General features: G+C 70.1%; 16 protein-coding genes and 2 pseudogenes. 14 read left to right on the forward strand and 4 right to left on the reverse strand.

Annotated features, from left to right (window positions below):
• Positions 1-17: 17 nt before the first annotated feature.
• The 4 genes from AQJ54_RS33785 to AQJ54_RS33800 all read left to right on the forward strand — a co-directional run bounded on the left by AQJ54_RS33785 (position 18) and on the right by AQJ54_RS33800 (position 7,627).
• On the forward strand, positions 18-1,649 hold the full coding sequence (locus tag AQJ54_RS33785) for an ABC-F family ATP-binding cassette domain-containing protein (protein ID WP_062243872.1): 1,632 nt from the start codon (positions 18-20) through the stop codon (positions 1,647-1,649).
• A gap of 147 nt (positions 1,650-1,796) precedes the next feature.
• Positions 1,797-2,360: a CGNR zinc finger domain-containing protein gene (locus tag AQJ54_RS33790; protein WP_062243876.1), complete on the forward strand. Its 564-nt coding sequence runs from the start codon at positions 1,797-1,799 to the stop codon at positions 2,358-2,360.
• Between the two features lie 333 nt (positions 2,361-2,693).
• Positions 2,694-6,785 (forward strand): discoidin domain-containing protein, encoded by a 4,092-nt coding sequence (locus AQJ54_RS33795; RefSeq protein WP_062243879.1) that lies wholly within the window; start codon positions 2,694-2,696, stop codon positions 6,783-6,785.
• Between the two features lie 290 nt (positions 6,786-7,075).
• Complete coding sequence (locus tag AQJ54_RS33800) at positions 7,076-7,627, forward strand: hypothetical protein (protein WP_211278613.1); 552 nt, start codon at positions 7,076-7,078, stop codon at positions 7,625-7,627.
• 126 nt (positions 7,628-7,753) lie between these two features.
• Here AQJ54_RS33800 and AQJ54_RS44095 read toward each other — a convergent pair.
• A pseudogene (locus tag AQJ54_RS44095) lies at positions 7,754-7,872 on the reverse strand (GPP34 family phosphoprotein); the annotation flags it as partial.
• A 72-nt stretch (positions 7,873-7,944) separates the two neighbouring features.
• On the opposite strand from AQJ54_RS44095, the pseudogene AQJ54_RS46950 reads away from it, so the two are divergent.
• A pseudogene (locus AQJ54_RS46950) lies at positions 7,945-8,460 on the forward strand (SigE family RNA polymerase sigma factor); the annotation flags it as partial.
• 160 nt (positions 8,461-8,620) lie between these two features.
• On the opposite strand, the gene AQJ54_RS33810 reads toward AQJ54_RS46950, so the two are convergent.
• Positions 8,621-8,818, reverse strand: a complete 198-nt coding sequence (locus AQJ54_RS33810) for a hypothetical protein (RefSeq protein ID WP_062243881.1) — start codon at positions 8,816-8,818, stop codon at positions 8,621-8,623.
• Between the two features lie 280 nt (positions 8,819-9,098).
• Positions 9,099-10,541 (reverse strand): aldehyde dehydrogenase, encoded by a 1,443-nt coding sequence (locus AQJ54_RS33815; RefSeq protein WP_062243886.1) that lies wholly within the window; start codon positions 10,539-10,541, stop codon positions 9,099-9,101.
• An 835-nt stretch (positions 10,542-11,376) separates the two neighbouring features.
• On the opposite strand from AQJ54_RS33815, the gene AQJ54_RS33825 reads away from it, so the two are divergent.
• The 4 genes from AQJ54_RS33825 to AQJ54_RS33840 all read left to right on the forward strand — a co-directional run bounded on the left by AQJ54_RS33825 (position 11,377) and on the right by AQJ54_RS33840 (position 14,685).
• Positions 11,377-12,432: an alpha/beta fold hydrolase gene (locus AQJ54_RS33825; protein WP_062243889.1), complete on the forward strand. Its 1,056-nt coding sequence runs from the start codon at positions 11,377-11,379 to the stop codon at positions 12,430-12,432.
• A gap of 124 nt (positions 12,433-12,556) precedes the next feature.
• Positions 12,557-13,417 carry an alpha/beta fold hydrolase gene (locus AQJ54_RS33830; protein ID WP_211278614.1) on the forward strand — a complete coding sequence of 287 codons (861 nt, stop codon included), beginning with the start codon at positions 12,557-12,559 and terminating at the stop codon, positions 13,415-13,417.
• 102 nt (positions 13,418-13,519) lie between these two features.
• On the forward strand, positions 13,520-14,398 hold the full coding sequence (locus AQJ54_RS33835; protein ID WP_062243895.1) for a helix-turn-helix domain-containing protein: 879 nt from the start codon (positions 13,520-13,522) through the stop codon (positions 14,396-14,398).
• A gap of 83 nt (positions 14,399-14,481) precedes the next feature.
• A complete protein-coding gene (locus AQJ54_RS33840) occupies positions 14,482-14,685 on the forward strand; it encodes a hypothetical protein (protein WP_062243898.1) in 204 nt (67 codons plus the stop codon).
• A 794-nt stretch (positions 14,686-15,479) separates the two neighbouring features.
• On the opposite strand, the gene AQJ54_RS33850 is transcribed toward AQJ54_RS33840, so the two are convergent.
• A complete protein-coding gene (locus AQJ54_RS33850) occupies positions 15,480-17,072 on the reverse strand; it encodes an MDR family MFS transporter (RefSeq protein WP_062243901.1) in 1,593 nt (530 codons plus the stop codon).
• A gap of 198 nt (positions 17,073-17,270) precedes the next feature.
• On the opposite strand from AQJ54_RS33850, the gene AQJ54_RS33855 reads away from it, so the two are divergent.
• The 5 genes from AQJ54_RS33855 (at position 17,271) to AQJ54_RS33875 (ending at position 22,328) form a co-directional block, all read left to right on the forward strand.
• Positions 17,271-17,759, forward strand: a complete 489-nt coding sequence (locus AQJ54_RS33855) for a TetR/AcrR family transcriptional regulator (RefSeq protein ID WP_062033019.1) — start codon at positions 17,271-17,273, stop codon at positions 17,757-17,759.
• Between the two features lie 533 nt (positions 17,760-18,292).
• A complete protein-coding gene (biuH, locus tag AQJ54_RS33860) occupies positions 18,293-19,027 on the forward strand; it encodes a biuret amidohydrolase (protein ID WP_062243904.1) in 735 nt (244 codons plus the stop codon).
• A 126-nt stretch (positions 19,028-19,153) separates the two neighbouring features.
• A complete protein-coding gene (locus AQJ54_RS33865; RefSeq protein ID WP_062243908.1) occupies positions 19,154-19,894 on the forward strand; it encodes a cysteine hydrolase family protein in 741 nt (246 codons plus the stop codon).
• Positions 19,895-20,078: 184 nt separating this feature from the next.
• Entirely contained in the window at positions 20,079-21,809 is a 1,731-nt protein-coding gene (locus AQJ54_RS33870; protein ID WP_062243911.1) for a hypothetical protein, read from the forward strand.
• Positions 21,810-21,929: 120 nt separating this feature from the next.
• Positions 21,930-22,328 (forward strand): AtzH-like domain-containing protein, encoded by a 399-nt coding sequence (locus AQJ54_RS33875; protein WP_062244386.1) that lies wholly within the window; start codon positions 21,930-21,932, stop codon positions 22,326-22,328.
• The last annotated feature ends 79 nt before the right edge of the window (positions 22,329-22,407 follow it).

The following is a 22,407-nucleotide window of genomic DNA, read 5'->3' on the forward strand; positions in this document are numbered from 1 at the left end:
ACGTTGGACGGTTCTTCATGCCCCAGCACCCTGTGCAGCCCGCGCTGCTCGCCCAGGACGTGGTCCGCACACTCGGCGACCGCCGCATCCTCGACGGCATCTCCCTGACCGCCGCTCCCGGCCGGCGCATCGGCCTGATCGGCGAGAACGGCGTCGGCAAGTCCACGCTGCTGCGCATCCTCGCCGGCCTGGACACCCCCGACGCGGGCAGCGTCACCTGCCCCGCCGACCTGGGCTTCCTCCACCAGGAGATGCCCTACGACGCCGGCGCCACCATCGCCGTCGTGCTGGACGAGGCACTGCGCGAGGCCCGCGAGGATCTCGCCGAGCTGGACCGGCTCGGCACGGAACTCGCGCACGTCCCCGAGGACGACCCCGCCCACCAGGATCTCCTCGACTCCTACGGAAGGCGCCTGGAACAGGCCCAGGATCGCGAGTCCTGGGACGCCGACCGCCGTGCGGCCCTGGTACTGGACGGCCTGGGCCTCGGCGCGCTCGGTCACGACCGCACGCTCGGTTCGCTCTCCGGCGGGCAGCGCGGCCGCCTCGCCCTGGCCGCCCTGCTCGTACGGCGGCCCTCGGCGCTGCTGCTGGACGAGCCGACGAACCACCTCGACGACGGCGCCGCCGGCTTCCTGGAGGAGCAGCTCCGCGACCTGCCCGGAACCGTGGTCGCCGCCAGTCATGACCGCGCCTTCCTCGACGCCGTCTGCACCGACCTGATCGACCTCGACCCTGCGGTGGACGGCCCGGTCCGCTACGGCGGCGGTTACAGCGCCTACCTCGCGGAGAAGCGGGCCGAGCGGCAACGCTGGGAGCGGCGGTACGCCGAGGAAGAGGAGGAGCTGGCGCAGCTGCGGCAGACGGCGGGTGTGACCGCGCACCGGGTCGCGCCGGACCGGGGTCCCACCGACAACGAGAAGATGGGCTACGGCCACAGGGCGGGCCGGGTGCAGAGCCAGATCTCCCGCCGCGTCCGCAACGCCACCCGGCGCCTGGAGGAGCTGGAACGCAACCGGGTCGGCGAGCCGCCGCGCCCGCTCCGGTTCACCTCCGGGCACCTGGCCGCGAGCGGTGAGGACGACTCCGGTCCCCTGGTCTCGCTGCTCGACGTACGGATCCCGGGGCGACTCTCACTGAACAGTCTGGAGGTCTCGCCGACCGATCGGCTGCTGGTCACCGGCGGCAACGGCGCGGGCAAGTCGACGCTCCTGGCCGTACTCGCCGGACGTCTCCCGATCGACGGCGAGGTGCACCGACGGCGCGGGCTGAGGGTGGGGATGCTCGCGCAGGACACCGCGTTCGAGCGTCCCGACCGCACGGTCCGCGAGACCTACGAGCAGACGCTGGGCGCCCGGTGGGCCGAGAAGGTGCCGCTGAGCTCACTCGGGCTGATGCACGAGGCGGATCTGGACAAGCCTGTCGGGCATCTGTCCGTGGGCCAGCGCAGGCGGCTCGCGCTGGCCCTGTTGGTCGCGCGTCCGCCGCAGCTCCTGCTTCTCGACGAACCCACCAACCACCTCTCCCCCGCCCTGTGCGACGAACTGGAGGCCGCCCTGGGACCGGGCCCAGGCGCGATCGTGGTCGCCAGTCACGACCGATGGCTGCGGCGCCGCTGGCAGGGCCGCGCACTCCGGCTGACGCCATGAGCCGCACACCAGGAGTCCCTCACGGCAGCTCTGACCAGCGCGGTCGCACCCAACACAGCACGACTCGGGGACACGCGTGCCGAGCAGAACCGGTTGGAAGGGTGACGATTCTTGCGTTTCCCGTAAGTCACCTGTCAAGATGGTGATGTGAATCTTGACCATGTCTTCGTATGCGGACACCCGGCTCTCGACTTCGCGGCAACGCTCCGGGCCCGACGCTCGACCCGGTTCGAGATGTTCGTGACGCCGGAGCGCCTCAACGCCTGGTATCTCGAGTCCGGGCTCGTGGACGCGATCACGCCGGGGAAGGAGGCCGACGTCCAGGAAGCCACCACCGTACGCGAAGCCGTCTACCGGCTCGTCACCGACCGTCGACTCGGCGAGCAGTTCGACCGGGAGGCGCTCGCCGTGCTCAACGCGGCCGCGCGCAAGGCGCCCGCGACTCCGCAGCTCACCCTGGCGGGCCGGCACACCGACGCGACCCCCGAGCAGGCACTCGCGACCGTCGCCCGTCAGGCCGTCGAGCTGCTCAGCGGCCCCGACGTGCCCCTGATGAAGGAGTGCGGCAACCCCGAGTGCACCCGGGTCTACATCGACCGCTCCCGGGGCATGCGGCGCCAGTGGTGCGGCATGGAGTCCTGCGGCAACAAGATCAAGGCCGCCGCGTACCGCGCCCGGAAGAAGTCCGCGCCGGCCCCGGCCGCCCGCTGACCTTCCGGCCGAAGAGCCACTTGAGCCCGGCGCACCGGTGGTGCGCCGGGCTCGAGGCGTTTCCGTGACCAAGTGCGGGCCACGGCGAGCGACACATATGCCCGAAGCCGACTATCCGTAATCACCTTCTTGTCAGGTGACGAGTTCGTGAGCCTTCCGGTCACACGCCCCCCTCCCGCGTGCGACCCGGGGGAAGACCCACCTGTCGTCACAGGTCTTGACAGGAACGTGTCCGGCGCCACAGCCTTTGGCAACGTTGTCAGAGCGGAGGACGCCCCCGCAGTCGACGACCCGCACCATCCTCTCTCACCCGTTGTGATTGGACGACTACACATGGTCGAACAGGCGTGTCCGCGACACCCTTCCCGACGCACTCTCGTCGCGACCGGCTCGACGCTGCTGGCCGGGTTCGGCCTCGGCACGGTCTTCGCACCGGCCGCCGAAGCCGCTCCCCGAACCGTCGACGCCACCGGTACCACCGCCTCCAGTGCGCCGGGTGAGCTCGCCGCCTACCGCCCGGTCCGGGTCTCCTCGCAGGCCTACGCGCCGACTCCCGCAGAGTTCGCGGTGGACGCACTCCCCGGACCGGGGGTACGTGGCACCGGCTGGCGGGCCGAAGCGGGCGATCCGCAGTGGATCGAGGTCGACCTGCAGGCGGACTGCCGCGTCGACCGCGTCCGGCTGACCTTCGAAGCCGACGCGAGCGACCCGGTGTTCACCCCGCCGACCGAGGGCAACCCCCGCTCGGGCACCACCGGCAAGGAGCTACTCTCCAGCTACGCCAGGGAGTTCGCCGTCGAGACGTCCCGCGACCGCGAGTCCTGGAGCAGCGTCTACCGCACCACGGCCGGCACCGGCGGTGTGGTGGACATCCCGCTGTCGGTCCCCGTCACGGCACGCTGGGTGCGGATGACGGCCCGCCGCCGCTCCAGCCCCAACCCCCTCGGCCTCAACGGCTTCGCGGTGTACGGCACCGCCCCGGGCCGCCGACCCGAAGCCACCGGCTGGACCGACTGGGGCACCCACCGCCACGAAGCGCCGCGGCTCACGGTGGCCGCCGACGGCACGGTGCCGCTGGAGTCGGGCTGGACGCTCACCATGGACGACTGGGCGGACGGCGACGGCCCCGCCCTGTCGCGGACCGGCACGGACACCAGCCGCTGGCTGCCCGCGACCGTGCCCGGCACCGTCCTGGGCACGCTCGTCGACCAGGGCAAGCTGCCCGACCCGGTCGCGGGACTGAACAACCTGCGCATCCCCGAGGCGCTGTCCCGTCACTCCTGGTGGTACCGACGGGACTTCGACCTGCCCCGCGGCCTGCGAACCGGCAGCGGACGGCACGTCTGGCTGGAGTTCGACGGCGTCAACCACAAGGCCGAGATCTGGCTCAACGGACACGGAGTGGGCGAGGTGACGTTCCCCTTCGCCCGCTCCGCCCACGACATCACCGGCCTGCTGGCCGCCGAGGGCGGCAACGCGCTCGCCGTCCGCATCTCCCCCATGCCGGTGCCCGGCAGCCCCGGTGACAAGGGCCCGGCGGGCGAGGCCTGGGTGGACGCCGGAGCCAACACGATGAACCTCAACTCGCCGACGTACCTCGCCTCCTCGGGGTGGGACTGGATGCCCGCGGTCCGTGACCGGGCGGCCGGCATCTGGAACCACGTACGGCTGAGATCGACGGGCCACATCGTGATCGGCGATCCGCGTGTGGACACCGTTCTGCCCAAGCTGCCGGACCTGTCGGTCGCCGAGCTCACCCTCACGGTTCCGGTCCGTAACGCCGACACCACCGACCACGAGGCCACCGTCTCCGCCGCCTTCGGCGACGTCCGCGTCTCGCGCACGGTCACCGTCCCCGCGGGGAAAGACATCGATGTCATCTTCACTCCCGACGCGTTCCGCGTCCTGCGGCTTAAGAACCCCGACCTGTGGTGGCCCAACGGGCTGGGCGAGCCCACCCTGCAGGAGCTCACCCTGGTCGCCCGCACCGGCGGCACCGAGAGCGACCGCCGCACCACGCGTTTCGGCATACGGCAGTTCGGCTACGAGTACGACACCCCGCTGAAGTTCACCCCGTCCTCCGACGCGTACACCCAGACCGTCCAGCTCGGCGACCAGCGCGCCCGGCACGTCCGCGTGCGCTGCCTGACCCGGGCCACCGACTGGGGTAGTTCCCTGTGGACCCTGTCGGTGTTCGACAGCGCCCGTCCCGGCACCGACCTCGCCCTGCACGCCCCCGCCGAGGCCTCGACCACCGACGAGGACGCTCACGCGGCCGCCAACGCCACCGACGGCGACCCGGGCACCCGCTGGTCCTCCGCCTTCGCAGACGACCAGTGGATCCGCGTCGACCTCGGCTCGGTGCAGTCCTTCGACCGGGTCGACCTCGTCTGGGAGCAGGCTTACGCGCGGACCTTCGTCGTGCAGGTCTCCGCGGACGGCGACCAGTGGACGGACGCCGCGTCGGTGGACAACACGGCCGTGCCGCTGCCCTTCAACAGCGGTGACGCCAGCCTCCGGGTGACCGACTTCGAGGCCCGTACGGCCCGTTGGGTCCGGCTGTCCTGCGGCGTGCGCAACACCAGCTGGGGCAACTCCCTGTGGTCCCTCGCCGTCATCGACAGCGCGGAGCCCGGCACCGACCTGGCACTGCACCGGGACGCGCGGGCCTCCAGCGAGGCGGACGGCCACGTGGCGGCCCACGCCACCGACGGCGATCCCGGAACCCGCTGGTCCTCCGCCTACGAGGACCACCAGTGGCTCCAGGTCGACCTGGGCGCGAGCCGGCGCTTCGACCGGGTGGCGGTGGTCTGGGAGCAGGCGTACCCGAAGACGTACACCGTCCAGGTCTCCGAGGACGGTGACACCTGGACCGACGTCACCACCGTCACCAACACCCCCGACCCGCTGAAGATCAGCGTCAACGGCGTCCGGGTGCTGGTGCGCGGCGGCAACTGGGGCTGGGACGAACTGCTGCGCCGGATGCCCGCCGAGCGGATGGACGCGGCGGTGCGCATGCACCGGGCCATGAACTTCACGATGATCCGCAACTGGGTCGGCAGCAGCAACCGCGAGGAGTTCTACGCCGCCTGCGACGCCCACGGCATCCTGGTGTGGAACGACTTCCCCAACGCCTGGGGCATGGACCCGCCGGACCACGAGGCGTTCGCGTCCACGGCCCGCGACACCGTGCTGCGTTACCGCATCCACCCGAGCGTGGCGGTGTGGTGCGGCGCCAACGAGGGCAACCCGCCGGCCGCGGTGGACGAGGGCATGCGCAAGGCGGTCGAGAGCCAGGTGCCCGGCGTGCTCTACCAGAACAACTCCGCCGGCGGCATCGTCACCGGTGGCGGCCCCTACGGCTGGGTCGAGCCGGAGCGCTACTTCGACCCGTCGACGTACGGCAGCAAGGACTTCGGCTTCCACACCGAGATCGGCATGCCCGTCGTGTCCACCGCCGCCAGCACCCGCGCGATGGTCGGTGAGGACGGGCCCGAGTGGCCCATCGGGGGCGCCTGGTACCTCCACGACTGGAGCGAGCGCGGCAACCAGGCCCCGCAGAACTACAAGGCGGCCATCGAGACCCGTCTCGGCACCGCCCGCGACCTGGACGACTTCACCCGCAAGGCGCAGTTCGTCAACTACGAGAACTTCCGCGCCATGTTCGAGGCGTGGAACGCCAACCTGTGGGACAACGCCAGCGGACTGATGCTGTGGATGTCCCACCCGGCCTGGCACAGCACGGTCTGGCAGACGTACGACTACGACTTCGACGTCAACGGCGCCTACTTCGGCTGCCGGAGCGCCTGCGAGCCCCTGCATGTCCAGGCCGACCCGGTGAAGTGGCAGGTCATCGCGGTCAACCACACCCGCCAGGCGCTCAAGGGGGCCACGGTCAGGGCGGAGACGTACGACCTGTCCGGCCGCCGGATCGCCGGCACGCGGACCGCGCGGGTGGACGTGGAGCCCGCCGCCTCGGTCCCGGCGTTCACCTCGGCGCCCGCGGAGGACCTGCCGGATCTGCACCTGCTGCGGCTGACCCTCACGGACGCAGCCGGCAGGGTCCGCTCGCGCAACACCTACTGGCGCTGCCGCACTCCCGAGGCCCTGCGCGCCCTCAACGAGGTCCAGCAGGCCAAGCTGTCCGCCTCCCTCACGAAGGTGTCGCGTGACGGGGAGAGGCGTACGGCGACCGCCACGGTCAGCAACCGCGGGTCCAAGGTCGCGGCGATGGTCCGGCTCTCCCTGCTGGACGAGGACGGCACCCGGGTGCTGCCGACGCTCTACGACGACAACTACCTGTGGCTGCTGCCCGGTGAGAGCAGGACGGTCACCATGTCGTGGCCGACGTCCGCCCTGCCCTCGAACCGGCCGAGGCTGCGGGCGGAGGGATACAACACTCCCCCGGTCACGGTACGCGGCTGAGCCGACGGGAGGGCCCGTCCCTCCCCTCCATCCACGCGGGCGCCCTTGTCCAGGGCGCCCGCGTTCGTTTTCCCGTCGCCCGTCGGGGCGGCTGCCCGAGACACATCAGGGTGACATGTGAACCGGATGCGACGTGGAGGGCGGGCCGCGGGTGATGGCCTTGACGGCAGTTCTGCGACACACTTACCGGACAGTACAAACGAAGGAACGGACCAGCCGGCGGTGACACCTGTCCCACGAGAGCGTGGGTACGATGCGCCACGTCATTCATATCGAGGGAGTGAACGGTTGTGACCATCCAATCAGCCGCCACGCTCCGATCGCGGTACGTGGCACAAGCCGCATCGGACCTGGACGAGAACCGTCGACGGCAGGAGGAGCTGGAGGACAGGCTCGCCGTCCTGAAGCAGGAGGAGGCCCTCCTCACGGACATCCTCAACATCGCCGAGCGGTACGAGGGTTTCGCGGACGCGAACCGTCTGCCCGAGCAGGTGCACGACGAGCCGGCCGTCACGAAGGCGCATCAGAAGCCGGCCAGGTCCTCGGCACGACGTTCCGCACCGGCCGAGTCTTCTACGGCCACCACCACGGTGAAAGCCGGTACGAAGGCGAAGTCGCGCCAGCCGCTGCTCGGTGAGCTGTTGTCGGAGCTGCTCGGCCAGTACGAGGAGCCGCGTCAGGCGAAGGAGTTGCGGGAGGAACTCCTGGAGAAGCACCCGCACCGCAACCCCACCCCGCAGGTGGTCCGCAACACCCTCGAGTCCCTGGTCGCCAAGGGCCGTATCCGACGCCACAAGCAGGAGCGCTCCGTCATGTACACCCTGGTCGAGGACTCCGACTGACAGCGGCGACGGTCGATCGGCCCTCGGATGCTCCCGGAGGTCGACAAGGAAGGCGCGTTCCCAGCGCTCCCGGCACACATGTGCGTGAAATGGGTGTGCGACGTAGGTACGCTCGCTGAGTAGTGCCTACGCGCGCCATACGTTGTCGAACGCCGCGTGCTCCACGTCCCGCCGCCGCAGTCGTACGGCCTCCGACTGAGTCACCGCGTCGCCGACCGCGGCCAGCACGGTGGTGACGGCTCCCCGGTGAGGCTTTCGACGGCCTCGACTGGTTGGCCTTCGATGCCGTGGCTGCCGGCGTCCCGCTGCCGCGGGCCATGCAGTCCACGCCGTGTGTTCGGAGAGCCTTTGATGTAGAGGGAAGAGTGGCTCGTGGCGGCCCGTGGTCGGCGCTGCACCATCTGGCGCGGCTGCTCAGGGGAGACGACCGGCACCGGGCGCCTGCTCCAGGAGGCCCTGGTCAAGCTGTGGTTCGCCGGGCCGAGGGCGGCGGAGCGGGCGCCGAGGCGTGTCTGCGGCGGAAGCCGGTCCGTGGGGTGGCACGTTCCGCGCGGCGGCGCTGGTGGGACGAACAGCCGGTGGACGAGATGCCCGACCCGCCCGGGGTTCACGACGAGGCCGCCGCGGTGCACGAACGGCCCCGTCCGGAGGCCGCGTTGACGCCGCTGCCGGTCCGGCAACGGGCCGCGGGGGTGCTGTGGTACTACCAGCACCTACCCGAAGAGCAGGTGGCGCGGCTGCTGGGGTGCCTGGTGGGGACGGCCCCTTCCCTGACGTCTCGACGGGTCGAAGGGCTGCGGCGCCTGATGCCTGAGTCGGTGGATCCCCTCGAGCCGACCGCGCCGGCCGAATCGGTCGTATTCGATCGGGACACCGGGCCTGGATGGGAGCCCCCGTATGCACAGATCGCCCGGTCGGCACCGTGCGGAGCACGGCCGACCGGGCGGTCCAGGTAATTCACCGTCCGTCGCCGGGATGGACGCCCGGCGGCATCTAAAGCCCGAGGTCGAGGACGAGGCAGGAGTAGTACTTCCACGAGCCTTCGGGGTTGTACGATCCGTTCGCCCCGCCGGCCGGGGCAGCCTCGACCGCTTCGGTCATGTCCTCGACGCGTATGCGTTCGGGAAGCCTGCCGAACCGCGCGTGCCTTACCGCCGCTTCGGCGTCTTCCGCACTGAGCCCCTTGTTCATGACCGTGCTCCACTTCGTCGACCGTGGACGGCGCCCTGATTGTCGTCCGGACGGCACTCAGCATGACCTTCCGCTCGTCACCTGTCAAGCCGGTAACGAGCGACATGCGCAGCCCTCAACCGCATGGCATCGACTTCGAACACCGCGGCAGCGAAGGCATCGAGCTGCTCCTGCGGGAGGTTGCACCGACTCGCGGAGGGTTGAGACATGTGTGCACACTTCGCAATCATCACCGCACCAACCGGTAATTAGGCACGTCAGGACGACTTACGGTTCCGGGTCAGACCGTGATGGTCTTGTACTCCGTGTAAGTGCCGAGGCCGACCGCGCCGTACTCACGGCCGATGCCGCTGGCCTTGAACCCGCCGAACGGGCCGTCGAACGCGATGGACGCCCCGTTGACCGTGACGGTGCCGGTGCGCACCCGGCGCGCCACCTCCAAGGCGTGGGCCTCGTCGGAGGACCAGACCCCTCCGGACAGGCCGTACTCGGAGTCGTTGGCGATGCGGACCGCCTCGTCCTCGTCGTCGTAGGCGATGACCACCAGGACCGGGCCGAAGATCTCCTCCTGCGCGATCCGCATGGAGTTGTCGACGTCGGCGAACACGGTCGGGGTGACGTAGTTGCCCTTCTCCAGCCCCTCGGGGACGTGCGGACCGCCGGTGACCAGGCGGGCACCCTCGTCGATGCCGAGCTGGATGTAGGTGCGCACCCTCGCCTGCTGGTCGGGGCGGATCATCGGGCCGATGAAGGTGTCGGGGTCGTTCGGGTCGCCGACCTTCAGGGACTCGACCAGTTCCTTGAGCCCGGCCACGACCTCCTCGTACCGGCTGCGCGGGGCCAGGATGCGGGTCTGGGCGATGCAGGACTCCCCGTTGTTGAGGAGGGAGCCGAACTTCACGCCCGCGACCGCCTTGGCGATGTCGGCGTCGGGCAGGATGATCGCGGCGGACTTGCCACCCAGCTCCAGACTCACCCGCTTGAGCTGCTCACCGGCGATCGCGGCGATGCGGCGGCCGGCCCGGGTGGAGCCGGTGAAGGCGATCTTGTCGACGTCCTGGTGCGAGACCAGGTACTCGCTGGTCTCCCGGTCCGCGGGCAGGACGCTGATCACGCCCCGAGGCAGGCCCACCTGTTCGAGAAGTTCGGCCAGGAAGCCCATGCTCAGCGAGTTCTCCGGGGACACCTTCAGGACCACCGAGTTGCCCGCGAGGAGCGACGGGATGATCTTGGAAGTGGCCGAGGAGAAGGGCGCGTTCCAGGGAATGACGGCGGCCACGACGCCGATCGCCTCACGGCGCACCACACTGCGCACCGGGGACGCCGGGTCGGAGGGTACGAGCGTCTCCTCCCACGCGAACTCCTCCGCCGCCTTCAGGTAGGCGTTCGCCTGCCGGGTCAGGCCCGGCTGGCCCGCGCGGGTGAACCAGCCCGCCGAGCCGTTCTCCAGCGAGATCAAGTGGGCGATCTTCTCGGCGTTCTCCTCCCGCAGGGTGTTGAACCGCCGCAGGGTGGCGATGCGTTCGGCGGGCGGGGTCAGGCGCCACTCGCCCTTCTCGAAGGAGGCCCGTGCCGCGGCGACAGCGCGGGCGATGTCCGCCGGCTGCGCCTGGGCGGCGCGGCCGATCACCGACCGGTCGTGCGGGGAGGAGATGTCGAGCAGGTCCGGGTTGCTCGGCTCGACCCAGGCGCCTCCGATGAAAAGTCGGCCGTAGGTGATCATGTGCGTTCTCTCTTCCATCGTGGACCGACCTAACTAACTGCCACATCAACGTAGCACTTCGGTGGATTAAGTTCTCGTAAGGGCGCCTTTAAAGGTTCGATCTTCTACACCATCGACCACTCTTGCGGGAAGAGAGCTGACGCAGCGCGCAATCTCGAAGCCGTCGTGACCGCCGGCGCACGCCTGCTCGCCGCCGACCCCGGCGCCGGCATCGCGAGCATCGCCACCGCGGCAGGCGTCGACTGACGCACCATCTACCGACGCTCGGCCTCCCGCGAAGACCTCCTCGCGACCATCTACGACGCCCGCCTCACCGCCATCGAACACGCCATCCACGGTCCGGCGGCGCCGCAACACCTGTATCGGCGAGGTCGAGGCATTTCTGCGGCGGGCGGCCGACGAGGGGCTGCTGCGCCGGGGCCGGACGCACAGCTACGCGGGGCCACTGCTGCCCGAGCTGGTGCACCTGGTGGCACATCGGCTCGCCCACCTCAGTCCGGGGCAGGCTGCGGACGTGGCGGTCGACACGTATCTTCGCGGGCTCGGCGGCAGGTCCTCCGGGTGCCACGCCAACGCGGCACCCGCACCCGGACCGGGCCGGGAACACCGGTCGTTCACCTGAGTCGAACGACTGACCACGCAGCGCTCCGCACACCTGCGCCGACCCTGCGGATCCGACTGTCACAAGACTGATGTGTCCGGTTTCGATGTGGGCGAGAGCATGACGAGCAAACCCGGCCGTCACCGGTTTGACAGGTGACGGCCCGCCGTGCGAGGGTCGTCGCGCCGCGGGCTCGACGAGCACGGGTCTCGAACGCACCACGGAGGACTTCACATGATCGACAGGCGTACCTTCAGCAAGGCAGTTGGCCTGGGCACCGGCGCGGCCGCGGTCTCCCTGGCCGGATTGCAGACGCAGGCGTCCGCAGCGACCGCCTCGCAGTGGCCGAGCGGCGCCGCCGTTCCCACGGTGCCGACCATCGCGCCCGGCACCCACACCGAGTTCGGCACGCTGAAGCACGTCAAGGCGGGGGTCCTGGACATCGGTTACGCCGAGGCCGGCCCCGCGCACGGCCCGGTCGTCATCCTCCTGCACGGATGGCCGTACGACATCCACAGCTTCGTCGACGTCGCCCCGCTCCTGGCCGACCTGGGCTACCGGGTCCTCGTCCCGTACCTGCGCGGACACGGCAGCACCCGCTTCCTGTCCCGCCACACCCCCCGCACCGCTGAGCAGTCCGCGATCGCGCTGGACATCATCGCGTTGATGGACGCCCTGAAGATCGACAAAGCGGTCCTCGCGGGCTTCGACTGGGGCTCGCGCACCGCCGACATCATCGCCGCCCTCTGGCCCGAGCGCGTCAAGTCCCTCGTGTCGACCAGCGGTTACCTCATCACCGACCGCAAAATGCAGCTGGAGCCCGCCGCTCCGGGTGTGGAGCACAACTGGTGGTACCAGTGGTACTTCGCCACCGACCGCGGCGTGAAGGCCATGGAGGACGTCGACCAGCGCATCGCACTGTGCCGCTACGTGTGGACCCTCGTATCACCCAACTGGAACTTCTCCGACGCCACCTTCGCGCGCACGGCCGAGGCCTTCAAGAACCCCGACTACGCCGCGATCGTCCTCTACAACTACCGCTGGCGCATCAGCCTGATCGAGGGCGACCGGGGCTACGACCGCTACGAGCGCCGACTGGCCGCCCAACCCCCCATCGGCGTCCCCACCGTCACCCTCGACCCCTTCACCGCACCGGGTGACGGCACGTCGTACCGCAACCACTTCACCGGCCCCTACCTGCACCGGACGATCGCGAACATCGGCCACAACCTGCCGCAGGAGGCGCCCACCGCCTTCGCCCAGGCCGTGGTGGACGCAGACCACCTCTGAGGCACGGCCACCACCGGCAGTAGAGCCTCAGCTACAAGTCACCATTTTCACAGGTGACGAACTTTACGCGGGCCGGAACACCGTAACTACCGAAACCGAGAAGCATTCCCGAGAGGGGTTTGTCGTGGTGAGCATCAAGGGTGGACACAAGCGACTGGTTACAGGCGTGATCGCGACGGCCACGGCGGGGCTCGCGCTCGGCGCGTTCGCCCTCAGCGGCACCGCCAACGGCGCGACCGAGAGCGCGGAAGCGGCCGGCGTCGGCAAGCACGCCAAGCCCACGGTCATCCTGGAGCACGGTGCCTTCGCCGACGGCTCCAGCTGGAACGGCGTCATCGCCGACCTGCGCGCGGACGGCTACCCGGTCGTCGCCGCCGCCAACCCCCTGCGCGGCCCGGCCTCCGACGCGGCCGCCCTGCGCACCGTCCTCGATCACGTCAAGGGCCCGAAGATCGTCGTCGGCCACTCCTACGGGGGCAACGTCATCAGCGAGGCCGCCACCGACGACCCCGAGGTCAAGGCCCTCGTCTACGTGGCCGCCTTCCTGCCCGCCCCCGGCGAGAGCGCCCTGGAGCTCACGAACAAGTACCCGGGCTCCACCCTCCCCGGCACCCTGGACCCCGTCACCTACCAGCAGGCCGACGGCACCACCGCCACCGACCTCTACATCCAGCAGGACAAGTTCCGCCACCAGTTCGCCGCCGACGTGCCGTCGGGACAGGCCGCCCTGATGGCCGCCGAGCAGCGTCCCATCGCCCAGGCCGCCCTCGAGGAGAAGGCCACCACCGCGGCCTGGAAGACCATCCCGAGCTGGGACATCGTCACCACTGAGGATCTCAACATCCCCACGGCCGTGCAGCGCTTCATGGCCAAGCGCGCCCACACCCACACCACCGAGGTCGCCGCGTCCCACTCGGTCGCCGTCTCCCACCCGCACATGGTGGCCGACGTGATCGAGCGCGCGGCCCGCGCCACCGTCCGCTGACACCCCGGAGGGCGGCGGGACCGATCAGGTCCCGCCGCCCTCGGCCGTTTCCCGATCCCATCGACACTTCGCCCTGGTGTGACCCGCAGGAGAATCGACGACATGAGCTCACATGCCGACCCACGTGCCCTCGGTGCGTTTCTGCGGGCCCGCCGGGCACAACTGGACCCCCAGCAGTGCGGCCTGCCCACCACCGACTCCCCACGCCGGGTCACCGGACTGCGCCGCGAAGAAGTCGCCGCACTCGCCGCCATCAGCGTCGACTACTACACCCGCCTCGAACAAGGCCGCGTGCGCGCCTCCACCCCCGTCCTGACCACCCTCGCCCGCGCCCTACGCCTGGGTGAGGACGAGGAGTTCTACCTGTACGAACTCGCCGGCCGCACCGACGACCGTCCGCGCCGTCGCCGTCCCGTGCAGCGGATACGTCCCGCCATGCACCGCCTGCTCGACCAACTCACCGACACCCCCGCCCTCGTCCTGGGCAAACGCCTCGACATCCTGGCCTGGAACCCCCTCGCCACCGCCCTGTACACCGACTTCTCGGAACTGGCGCCCGCCCGACGCAACTATGTGAACCTGCTGTTCACCGACCCCGCTGTCCGGGAGCTGCACACCGAGTGGGCCCACGACGCCCGGGACGCCGTGGCCGCCCTGCGTATGGATGCCGCAGCCGACCCCACCGACCCCGAACTCGCCCGCCTGGTCGGCGAACTGACCCTCCAGGACGCCGACTTCCGCACCTGGTGGGCCGAACACCGGGTCAGCAGCGCCACGTACGGCACCAAGCACTACCGCCACCCCCTGGTCGGCGACCTCACCCTGGACTGCGACACCTGGGCCGCCAACGACGGCTCCGGACAACGCCTGATGGTCCTCACCGCCGAACCCGACAGCCCCTCCCACGACGCCCTCCGCATCCTCACCTCCTGGACCGCTGGGCAGACGGAACGGGACTCCGCGCGGCACAGATCCCGGTAGGCTCCTGCTGGCTGAACCCACGGACCCTCCTGCCTGGCGGTCCTGGGGAAACTCGTGCCCCCAGGCAGGCTGGTAAGAGGGGCATGCTCGCGTACGACTTCCGGGGCAGCGGACCCGGTCTGGTCCCGTTGGCCGGAATCGCAGGCATCGCGGCGGACACCTGGGACCTGTTACCGACAGATCTGGCGGCCGAGCAGGCGGTCGTGTCGATCGACCTCCCGGGATCAGGTTGCAGCCCCCTGCTCGAAGTCCCGCTGGAGGCGGTGTGGTGGCAGACCAGATGGTGACCATCGCGCACGAGGCCGGGCTGACGGAGTTCCTGATCGCCGGAACGTCGCTGGGCGCGGCCGTCGCCGTCGCGGCCCGCCATCCCCGCTCGGTGCGCGGCCTGTTCAACCTTTGCGAATGCGCCCGGCCCCGCACCACGCTCTGGATCGGTCTGGACCCGGGCGCATCCCTGCCGGTGTGCCCCGTACGCGGTGGCCGCATCCGACGCCGCCTCGCACCGCGTACGAGAGGGGACCCGGAATGTCTGGTGCCTCGGACCGGCACCCGGACATCCACTGGCCGTCGGGGGTTCGCCCGACCATGCGCACAGCTTCTGCCAGACAGGCCGTCGTGCAGCCCCCGCACGCCCTGGCGTTCGCCTTGCTCACGGATGTGCCGAGGTGGCCGGAGTGGGTGCCAGGCCTCTCCGCGGTCCGGACCGGGCCGATCGAGCTGAGTTTCGAGGTGTGGCTCGACGACCAGCGGTTCGAGATGTTCGCAGGGGAGCACGTGCCGTACACGAGGCTCGGCTGGTCTGCTGTCGACGCCGGGGGCGGCTCTACCAGGCGTGGCTGTTCGCTCCGGTGACGGGCGGAACCCAGGTGGTGACCGAGAACGTGGTTCGTGGGCCCGCCTCCAGGTCCCTGACGGCGGCGTCCCCGCTGTGGGCGCAGCGTCTGATCGCCCTGTGGATCACCCAGCTCAAGGGGCTTTCGGAAGCCGCTCCGCAGGGGGACGGGGGTGTAGCCGCGTTCCGCGCGACACGCCGCCGGTCGGCACCCGGTGGGGCATCGGCCGGTCGAGGGCGTGTGGCTCAGCAGGTCCGGACGGGATCCTGGACGGGCCCTGTCACGGGCACAGGCTTGGAGTGGTCAGTAGTCGCGGACTGGTCGGCGGGCTCGGAGTGGTCGGTGGTCGTGGTCTCGCCGCTCTCGCGTGCCGGCTTCAGGAACAGGGCGAGGACGATTCCGACGGCGAGAGCGAGCGCGATCCAGAGGTAGCCACCGGCCATGGCGTGGGCGAAGGCGTCCAGTGCCGTGTCGCGCAGGGCGCCGGGGAGGCGGCTGATGGTGTCTGGGCGGGTGGCGTCGAAGCCGCCCGCGGTCGGCAGGCCGCTCGTACGATCGGCGAAGCCGGTGTTGAGGAGGGTGCCGAAGACGGCGACGCCGAATGCCGCGCCGATCGAGCGGGCGAAGGTGACGACGGCGCTGGCGGCACCGAGGTCGGCGGTGGGCACGCTGTTCTGAACGGTGGTCAGCACGACCATGGGCACCATGCCGATGCCGACGCCGGTGATCAGGAAGAAGACGCTCAGCACGAGGGTGTCGGTGGCCGCCCCGATGGTGCCGAGCAGGAGAAGTCCGGCGAGGTTGGCGGCCAGGCCCGCGAGCAGGATCGTCCGCAGCCGCTCGACGTGCGCGGCCCAGCGTCCGGCCAGGGACTGGCTCACGACGAGTCCGGCGACCAGGGGCAGCATGTGGATGCCGGAGAGGGTGGCCGAGACGCCGTGGACGATCTGGAGGTAGGTCGGCAGGTAGACCAGTACGGAGAACATCGCGGCGTTGGCGAAGAAGGCGATCAGCGAGGAGAACACCACGGTCGGGGAGGCGAACATGGTCGGCGGCAGGACCGGTGCGGCGGCGCGGCGCTCGACCGGTACCAGCGCCACGGCCAGCGCGACGGTTGCGGCGATCAGACCGACGATGGCCGATGAGCCCCAGCCCCAGCGCTCCCCGAAGGACGTGACGAGGACCAGGCCGGTGGCGATGGCGGCCAGCACGGTGGCCCCGAGGTAGTCGATACGGGCGCCGCGTGTGCCCCGCCTGGCCGTGGGCAGCAACCGCGCGGCGATGGCCAGGGCGACGATGCCGACCGGCAGGTTCACCAGGAACGCCCACCGCCAGGACAGCTGGTCGGTGAATACGCCGCCCAGCAGGGGGCCGACAATGCTGGCGACGCCGTAGACCGAGCCGAACAAGCCCTGGTAGCGGCCGCGCTCGCTCGGGGCGACGATGTCGCCGACGAGGGCGAAGGTCAGCACGATCATGCCGCCGCCGCCCACGCCCTGCAGTACGCGGGCGCCGACGAGTTCGGGCAGGTTCCGTGCCAGACCGCAGGCCACGGAGGCGACGAGGAAGACCGAGGTAGAGCCCAGGTACAGCCTCTTGCGGCCGAACATGTCTCCGAGCTTGCCCCACAGAGGTGTGACCGCGGTCGACGCGAGCAAGTAGGCGGCACTGACCCACGCGATGTCGTCGAAGCCGTTCAGGTCCTCAGCTATCCGGGGAAGTGCGGTCGAGACGATCGTCTGGTCGAGGGCGGCGAGGAGGACCGCCAGGACCAGCGCGCTCATCGCAGCGGCGACACCACCCGCCTTGGGCGAGGAGGAGTTGTCTCCCTTCGACATCAGGAGGCACCTTTCTAGAAGACTCAGAGATCTGGCACTACCAGATCTATCCGTCACGAGAATGTAGCACTTATGGACGGGCCCTCTACTCCCCCGAGGCACTAGATGTCTCAGGCATCACATTCCGCCACTAGAATCAGTGCGGTGAGAGCTGATGCAGCGCGCAATCTCGAAGCCGTCCTGACCACCGGCGCACGCATGCTCGCCGCCGACCCCGGCACCAGCATCGCGAGCATCGCCACCGCCGCAGGAGTCGACCGACGCACCGTCTACCGACGCTTCGCCTCCCGCGAAGACCTCCTCGCAGCCATCTACGACGCGCGCCTCACCGCCATCGAACACGCCATCCAGGACGCGCGGCTCCGCGAAGCACCCGTCGCCGTCGCCCTGCACCGCTACGTCGAGAACATCATCACCGTCAACCGCACCTGGCCCGTCGACCTCACCCGCATGCTCACCGACGACAGCGTCCACGCTCGGCGCGACGCGGCCGTCGAGGAGGTCGACGCCTTCCTCCGGCGTGCCACCGACGAGGGCCTGCTGCGGCCGGGTCTCCCACAGGGCTGGGCGAGCGCACTGCTGCCCCAGCTCATGCACCTGGTGTCCCGGGAATTGCCCGAACTGAGCGCGGGACAGGCGGCGGACGTCGTGGTCGACACCCTTCTCAACGGTCTCGGAACGTCCTGACACACCTGCCCGGTGCACGTACGACGTCGCCGCCGAAATGGTCAGCCATGGCGGACTCCCTCGATGAAAGCGGTCGGCGGGGTCGACGCGTTCGGACAGGGAGGCGGGTGTCTGCCCGAAGCCCACGAACAGTTCGTGCACGCTCGATCTCCTCGGCGAGCCGGATGCCCTGGGGATCGAGGCACAGACCTGTGGGCGGCGGATCTCCTGGCGGGCTCCTCAGGGGTGGGAGCGGGCGCCGGGGTGCGGCGGGAGAAGCGCTCCCCCGCTCGCGGCGTTGAGCCGGCCTTGGCCCCGGCAGCGCCTCGTGCTCGTGGTGTCCGGCATCCTTCAACAGGCCCATGCTTCCAGGCGGTACGGCGCCCCAGGCCCTTGATCCCCCCGGTGCGGCCGTGCGCCCCCGCGCCGCGTCATTCCTGCGTAACGCGGCGAGCGTTCGGCCGAAACTAATTTCCACATAATCACCGTGTACGGAATACCAGAAATATTGCGGCTCCTTTCCCATGCACCACTTGACCTGGCTTGGGGGGTCTATGGCTGACAGTGCGCCCATAAGTCCGCAAAACCCGACAGTAGTCATCGGTCCGGTCACCGCGAAGCCCTACGCATGGCCGTACGACACATCCGTACCCGCCGACCGTGTCGCCGTGCTCTGCATCGACTGGCAGACGGACTTCTGCGGACCCGGCGGTTACGTGGACACGATGGGATACGACATCTCGCTGACCCGGGCCGGCCTCCCGGCGACGCAGAAGCTGCTCGCGCACGCCCGCAGCACCGGAATGCTCGTGGTCCACACCCGTGAGGGGCACGCCCCCGATCTGGCGGACCTGCCGGCGAACAAGCGCTGGCGGTCCGCGCAGATCGGCGCCGAGATCGGCGCCGCCGGACCGTGCGGCCGCATTCTGGTCCGGGGGGAACCCGGCTGGGAGATCGTGCCCGAAGTGGCCCCGCTTCCCGGTGAGGTGATCGTGGACAAGCCGGGCAAGGGAGCGTTCTACGCCACCAACCTCGACCTCGTACTGCGCACCCGGGGCATCACACATCTGGTCCTCACCGGCATCACCACGGGCGTGTGCGTGCACACCACCATGCGCGAGGCCAACGACCGCGGCTACGAATGTCTGATCCTCTCCGACTGCACCGGCGCGACGGACCCGTCGAACCACGAAGCCGCGCTGCACATGGTGACCATGCAGGGCGGCGTCTTCGGATGCGTCTCCACCGCCGACGACCTGATCACCGCCACGACCGAGGCCACCTCCTGAGCTGACCCACCGGACAGGCCCCCGCACCGCTCGAACCGTCCTGCACATCCGGGCGCTTGGTGGTCCGAATCCGCCCGAGCCGACCGCGTCGGCTCCCCTTCCGATCGACGAAAGCCAGGTACCGCCATGGCAGTTGCGGAATCGCTCAGTGTCGAGGCCGCCCCGTACGCGTTCACCTTCGACCCCGCCGAGACGGCACTCGTTCTCATCGACATGCAGCGGGACTTCCTCGAACCCGGCGGATTCGGCGAGAGCCTGGGCAATGACGTGGAACAACTGCGCAGGACCGTCGCTCCGTTGCGGGCGGTACTCGACGCCTGCCGCGCCGCGGGCATGGCGGTCCTGCACACCCGCGAGGGACACCTGCCGGACCTGTCCGACTGTCCCCCCAGCAAGCTGCTGCGAGGAAACCCCAGCTTGCGCATCGGCGACCCGGGCCCCAAGGGCCGGATACTGATCCGTGGTGAGGAGGGCCACGACATCATCGAGGAGCTCTACCCGCTGGCGGGTGAGCCGGTGATCGACAAGCCCGGCAAAGGCGCCTTCTACGCCACCGAGTTCGGTGAGCTGCTCAGCGCCCGCGGCATCCGCCGTCTCGTCGTCACCGGCGTCACCACCGAAGTGTGTGTGCACACGACGGTCCGCGAAGCCAACGACCGTGGATACGAGTGCCTGGTGCTGTCGGACTGTGTCGGCAGTTACTTCCCCCAGTTCCAGCAGGCGGGCCTGGAGATGGTGGCCGCCCAGGGCGGCATCTTCGGCTGGACCGCGGAGTCGGCCGCGTTCCTGACGACACTGGCCACCGCTGCGCCCGTCGGCCCCGACGCTCCGGAAACCGCCCGCGAACCGGCGCCACAGCCGCACTGACAGCGCCACCAGCGCCCGGCCGCCACGCCTCGGCTACCCCGGCGCCTCGGCTACCCCGGCCGACACGCCCCGGCCACCCCGGCCGCACCGCCACCTCGACAGTGCCCACTGTCCACCAGTCCCGTCACCGGGGCGTACCCCGGGCCGGCATCCACCGCTCCACCCGACGAAGGGTGATCCCACCATGCTGTCACTCCGCCGCACCGCCCCCGCTGAGACCGAGCCCCTGCCCCTCCCGCTGTGGGTGCGCGGCGACACCAACGCGTTCTTCGGACTGGCCGTCAACGTCCTGGTCAATGTGCTGACATTGACCGGGTTGTGCCTGGGCGTCGTCAAGATTCCGGCCGACGACGTCTTCCACACCATCCTGCCGGCGCTCGGCATCGCCCTGATCGCGGGCAACATCTACTACGCCTACCTCGGCCGCCGACTCGCACGCCGGGAGGGTCGCCAGGACGTCACCGCGATGCCGTACGGGCCGAGCGTCCCGCACATGTTCATCGTCGTGTTCGTCATCATGCTGCCGATCTACCTCAAGACCAAGGATCCGCTGCTGGCGTGGAAGGCCGGCATCGCCTGGGCCTTCATCATCGGTGTCATCGTCCTCATCGGGGCCTTCGTGGGCCCGTACATACGCCGGTACGCACCCAGGGCCGCCCTGCTCGGCACCCTCGCCGGTATCTCCGTCTCCTTCATCTCCATGCGGCCCGCCGGTCAGATGTGGGACCACCTGTGGATCGCCCTGCCGGTCTTCCTGCTGCTCCTGATCGGCCTCATGACCGATCTGAAGCTGCCCGGCAACATCCCCATCGGACTCGCCGCGCTCCTGGTGGGCACCGCGATCGGCTGGGTCGGCGGGGCGATGGACGGCTCCGCGGTCTCGGCCGCGGCCGACGACATCACCTTCGCCCTCCCGGGCCTCCACCTCCACACGTTGTTCTCCGGTCTCTCGGACGTCGCACCGCTGCTCGCCACCGCCATCCCGCTGGGCGTCTACAACTTCACCGAGGGCATGAGCAACGTCGAGAGCGCCGCTGCCGCCGGTGACAACTACAACCTGCGTTCGGTACTGCTGGCCGACGGCGCGGGCGCCGTCATCGGCTCGGCGCTCGGCTCACCCTTCCCGCCCGCCGTGTACGTCGGTCACCCCGGGTGGAAGGCGGCCGGCGGGCGCACCGGCTACTCGCTGGCCACCGGCGCGGTCATCGCCCTGATGTGTTTCCTGGGCATGTTCAGCCTGTTGGGTGCGATCTTCCCGGTCGCCGCGATCGTGCCCATCCTGCTCTACATCGGCCTGCTCATCGGCGCCCAGGCCTTCCAGCTGTCACCCAAGGCACACGCCGCGGCCGTCGTCGCCGCACTCGTGCCGAACCTGGCCTCCTGGGCCGTCGGCCAGATCGACAACGCCCTCGCGGCCGCCGGCACCGACGCCTCCAAGGTCGGAGAAGCGGGTCTGGAGTCGTCAGGTGTCGTCTACCACGGGCTGATGGTCCTCGGCCAGGGTGCGATCCTGGCGGGCCTGATCCTGGGCGCGCTCGTCGCGTTCGTCATCGACAAACGGTTCGTCCCGGCGGCAGCCGTGGCCCTGGCCGGAGCGGCGCTCTCCTTCATCGGGCTCATCCACGCCCCGAAGATCGACTGGAATGCCAGCGGCGGCGTCAGCCTCGGCTACCTCTTCGCCGCCGTCCTGTGCGGAGCCTTCGCCCTGACCCGGCCGACGCCCCGCGAGCCGGACGCCGAGGAACTGGAACTCGAACGGCTGCACGGCGGCGGGCTCTCCGCGGCTGCGGCACCGGAGCCGGAGAACGAGCAGGGACCTGCCCCGGTCCTGGAACCCGCGCCGGCCGGCGTCGGCGCCCTGCCGGACACGACCACCGAGACCGCCCAGCCGCACAAGTCGGCGGCCACCGACTGACGTGGCTCAGACAACTGACGCCGATGAAGGCCCGATGAAGGCGCCGCCCGCGCGACCGGGTGACCACCTGGCCGCACGGGCGCGCGAGGACGGATCGGGCTCATGACGAACGGAGAGCGGATGGATGTGGACCTGCCCCAGACGGTCGCCGAAGTGACGGCTGCCTTCGCCGGCTACGAGGAGGCTCTGGTCACCGACGACCACGAAGGTGTCACCGGGTACTTCTGGACCTCACCCGACACGGTTCGCTTCGGTATCGCAGACCGGCAGGCCGGGATCGCGGAAATCCGGGACTGGCGACGACAACAACCGCCGCTTCCCCCGGGCAGAAAACTCTTCGACACCAGAATCAGCACGTTCGGGACCGACCACGCGGTGGTCACCACCCTGTTCGCCTACCCCGGAGACAACGCGATCGGCCGCCAGACGCAGGCGTGGACACGCTTTCCCGTGGGGTGGCGCATTGTCAGCGCCCATGTGTCGCAGGTGCCGGACGAGACCTCCCCGCCGGGCGTATGAAGGGGTTTGGCGGCCATGCCGACGCAACTGGTCGACCAGGCACAGCAGGAGCCTGGCACGATCCGTCCCGAGCGGCCCG

This window comes from Streptomyces griseorubiginosus, from assembly GCF_001514195.1.
GTDB lineage: Bacteria > Actinomycetota > Actinomycetes > Streptomycetales > Streptomycetaceae > Streptomyces > Streptomyces griseorubiginosus.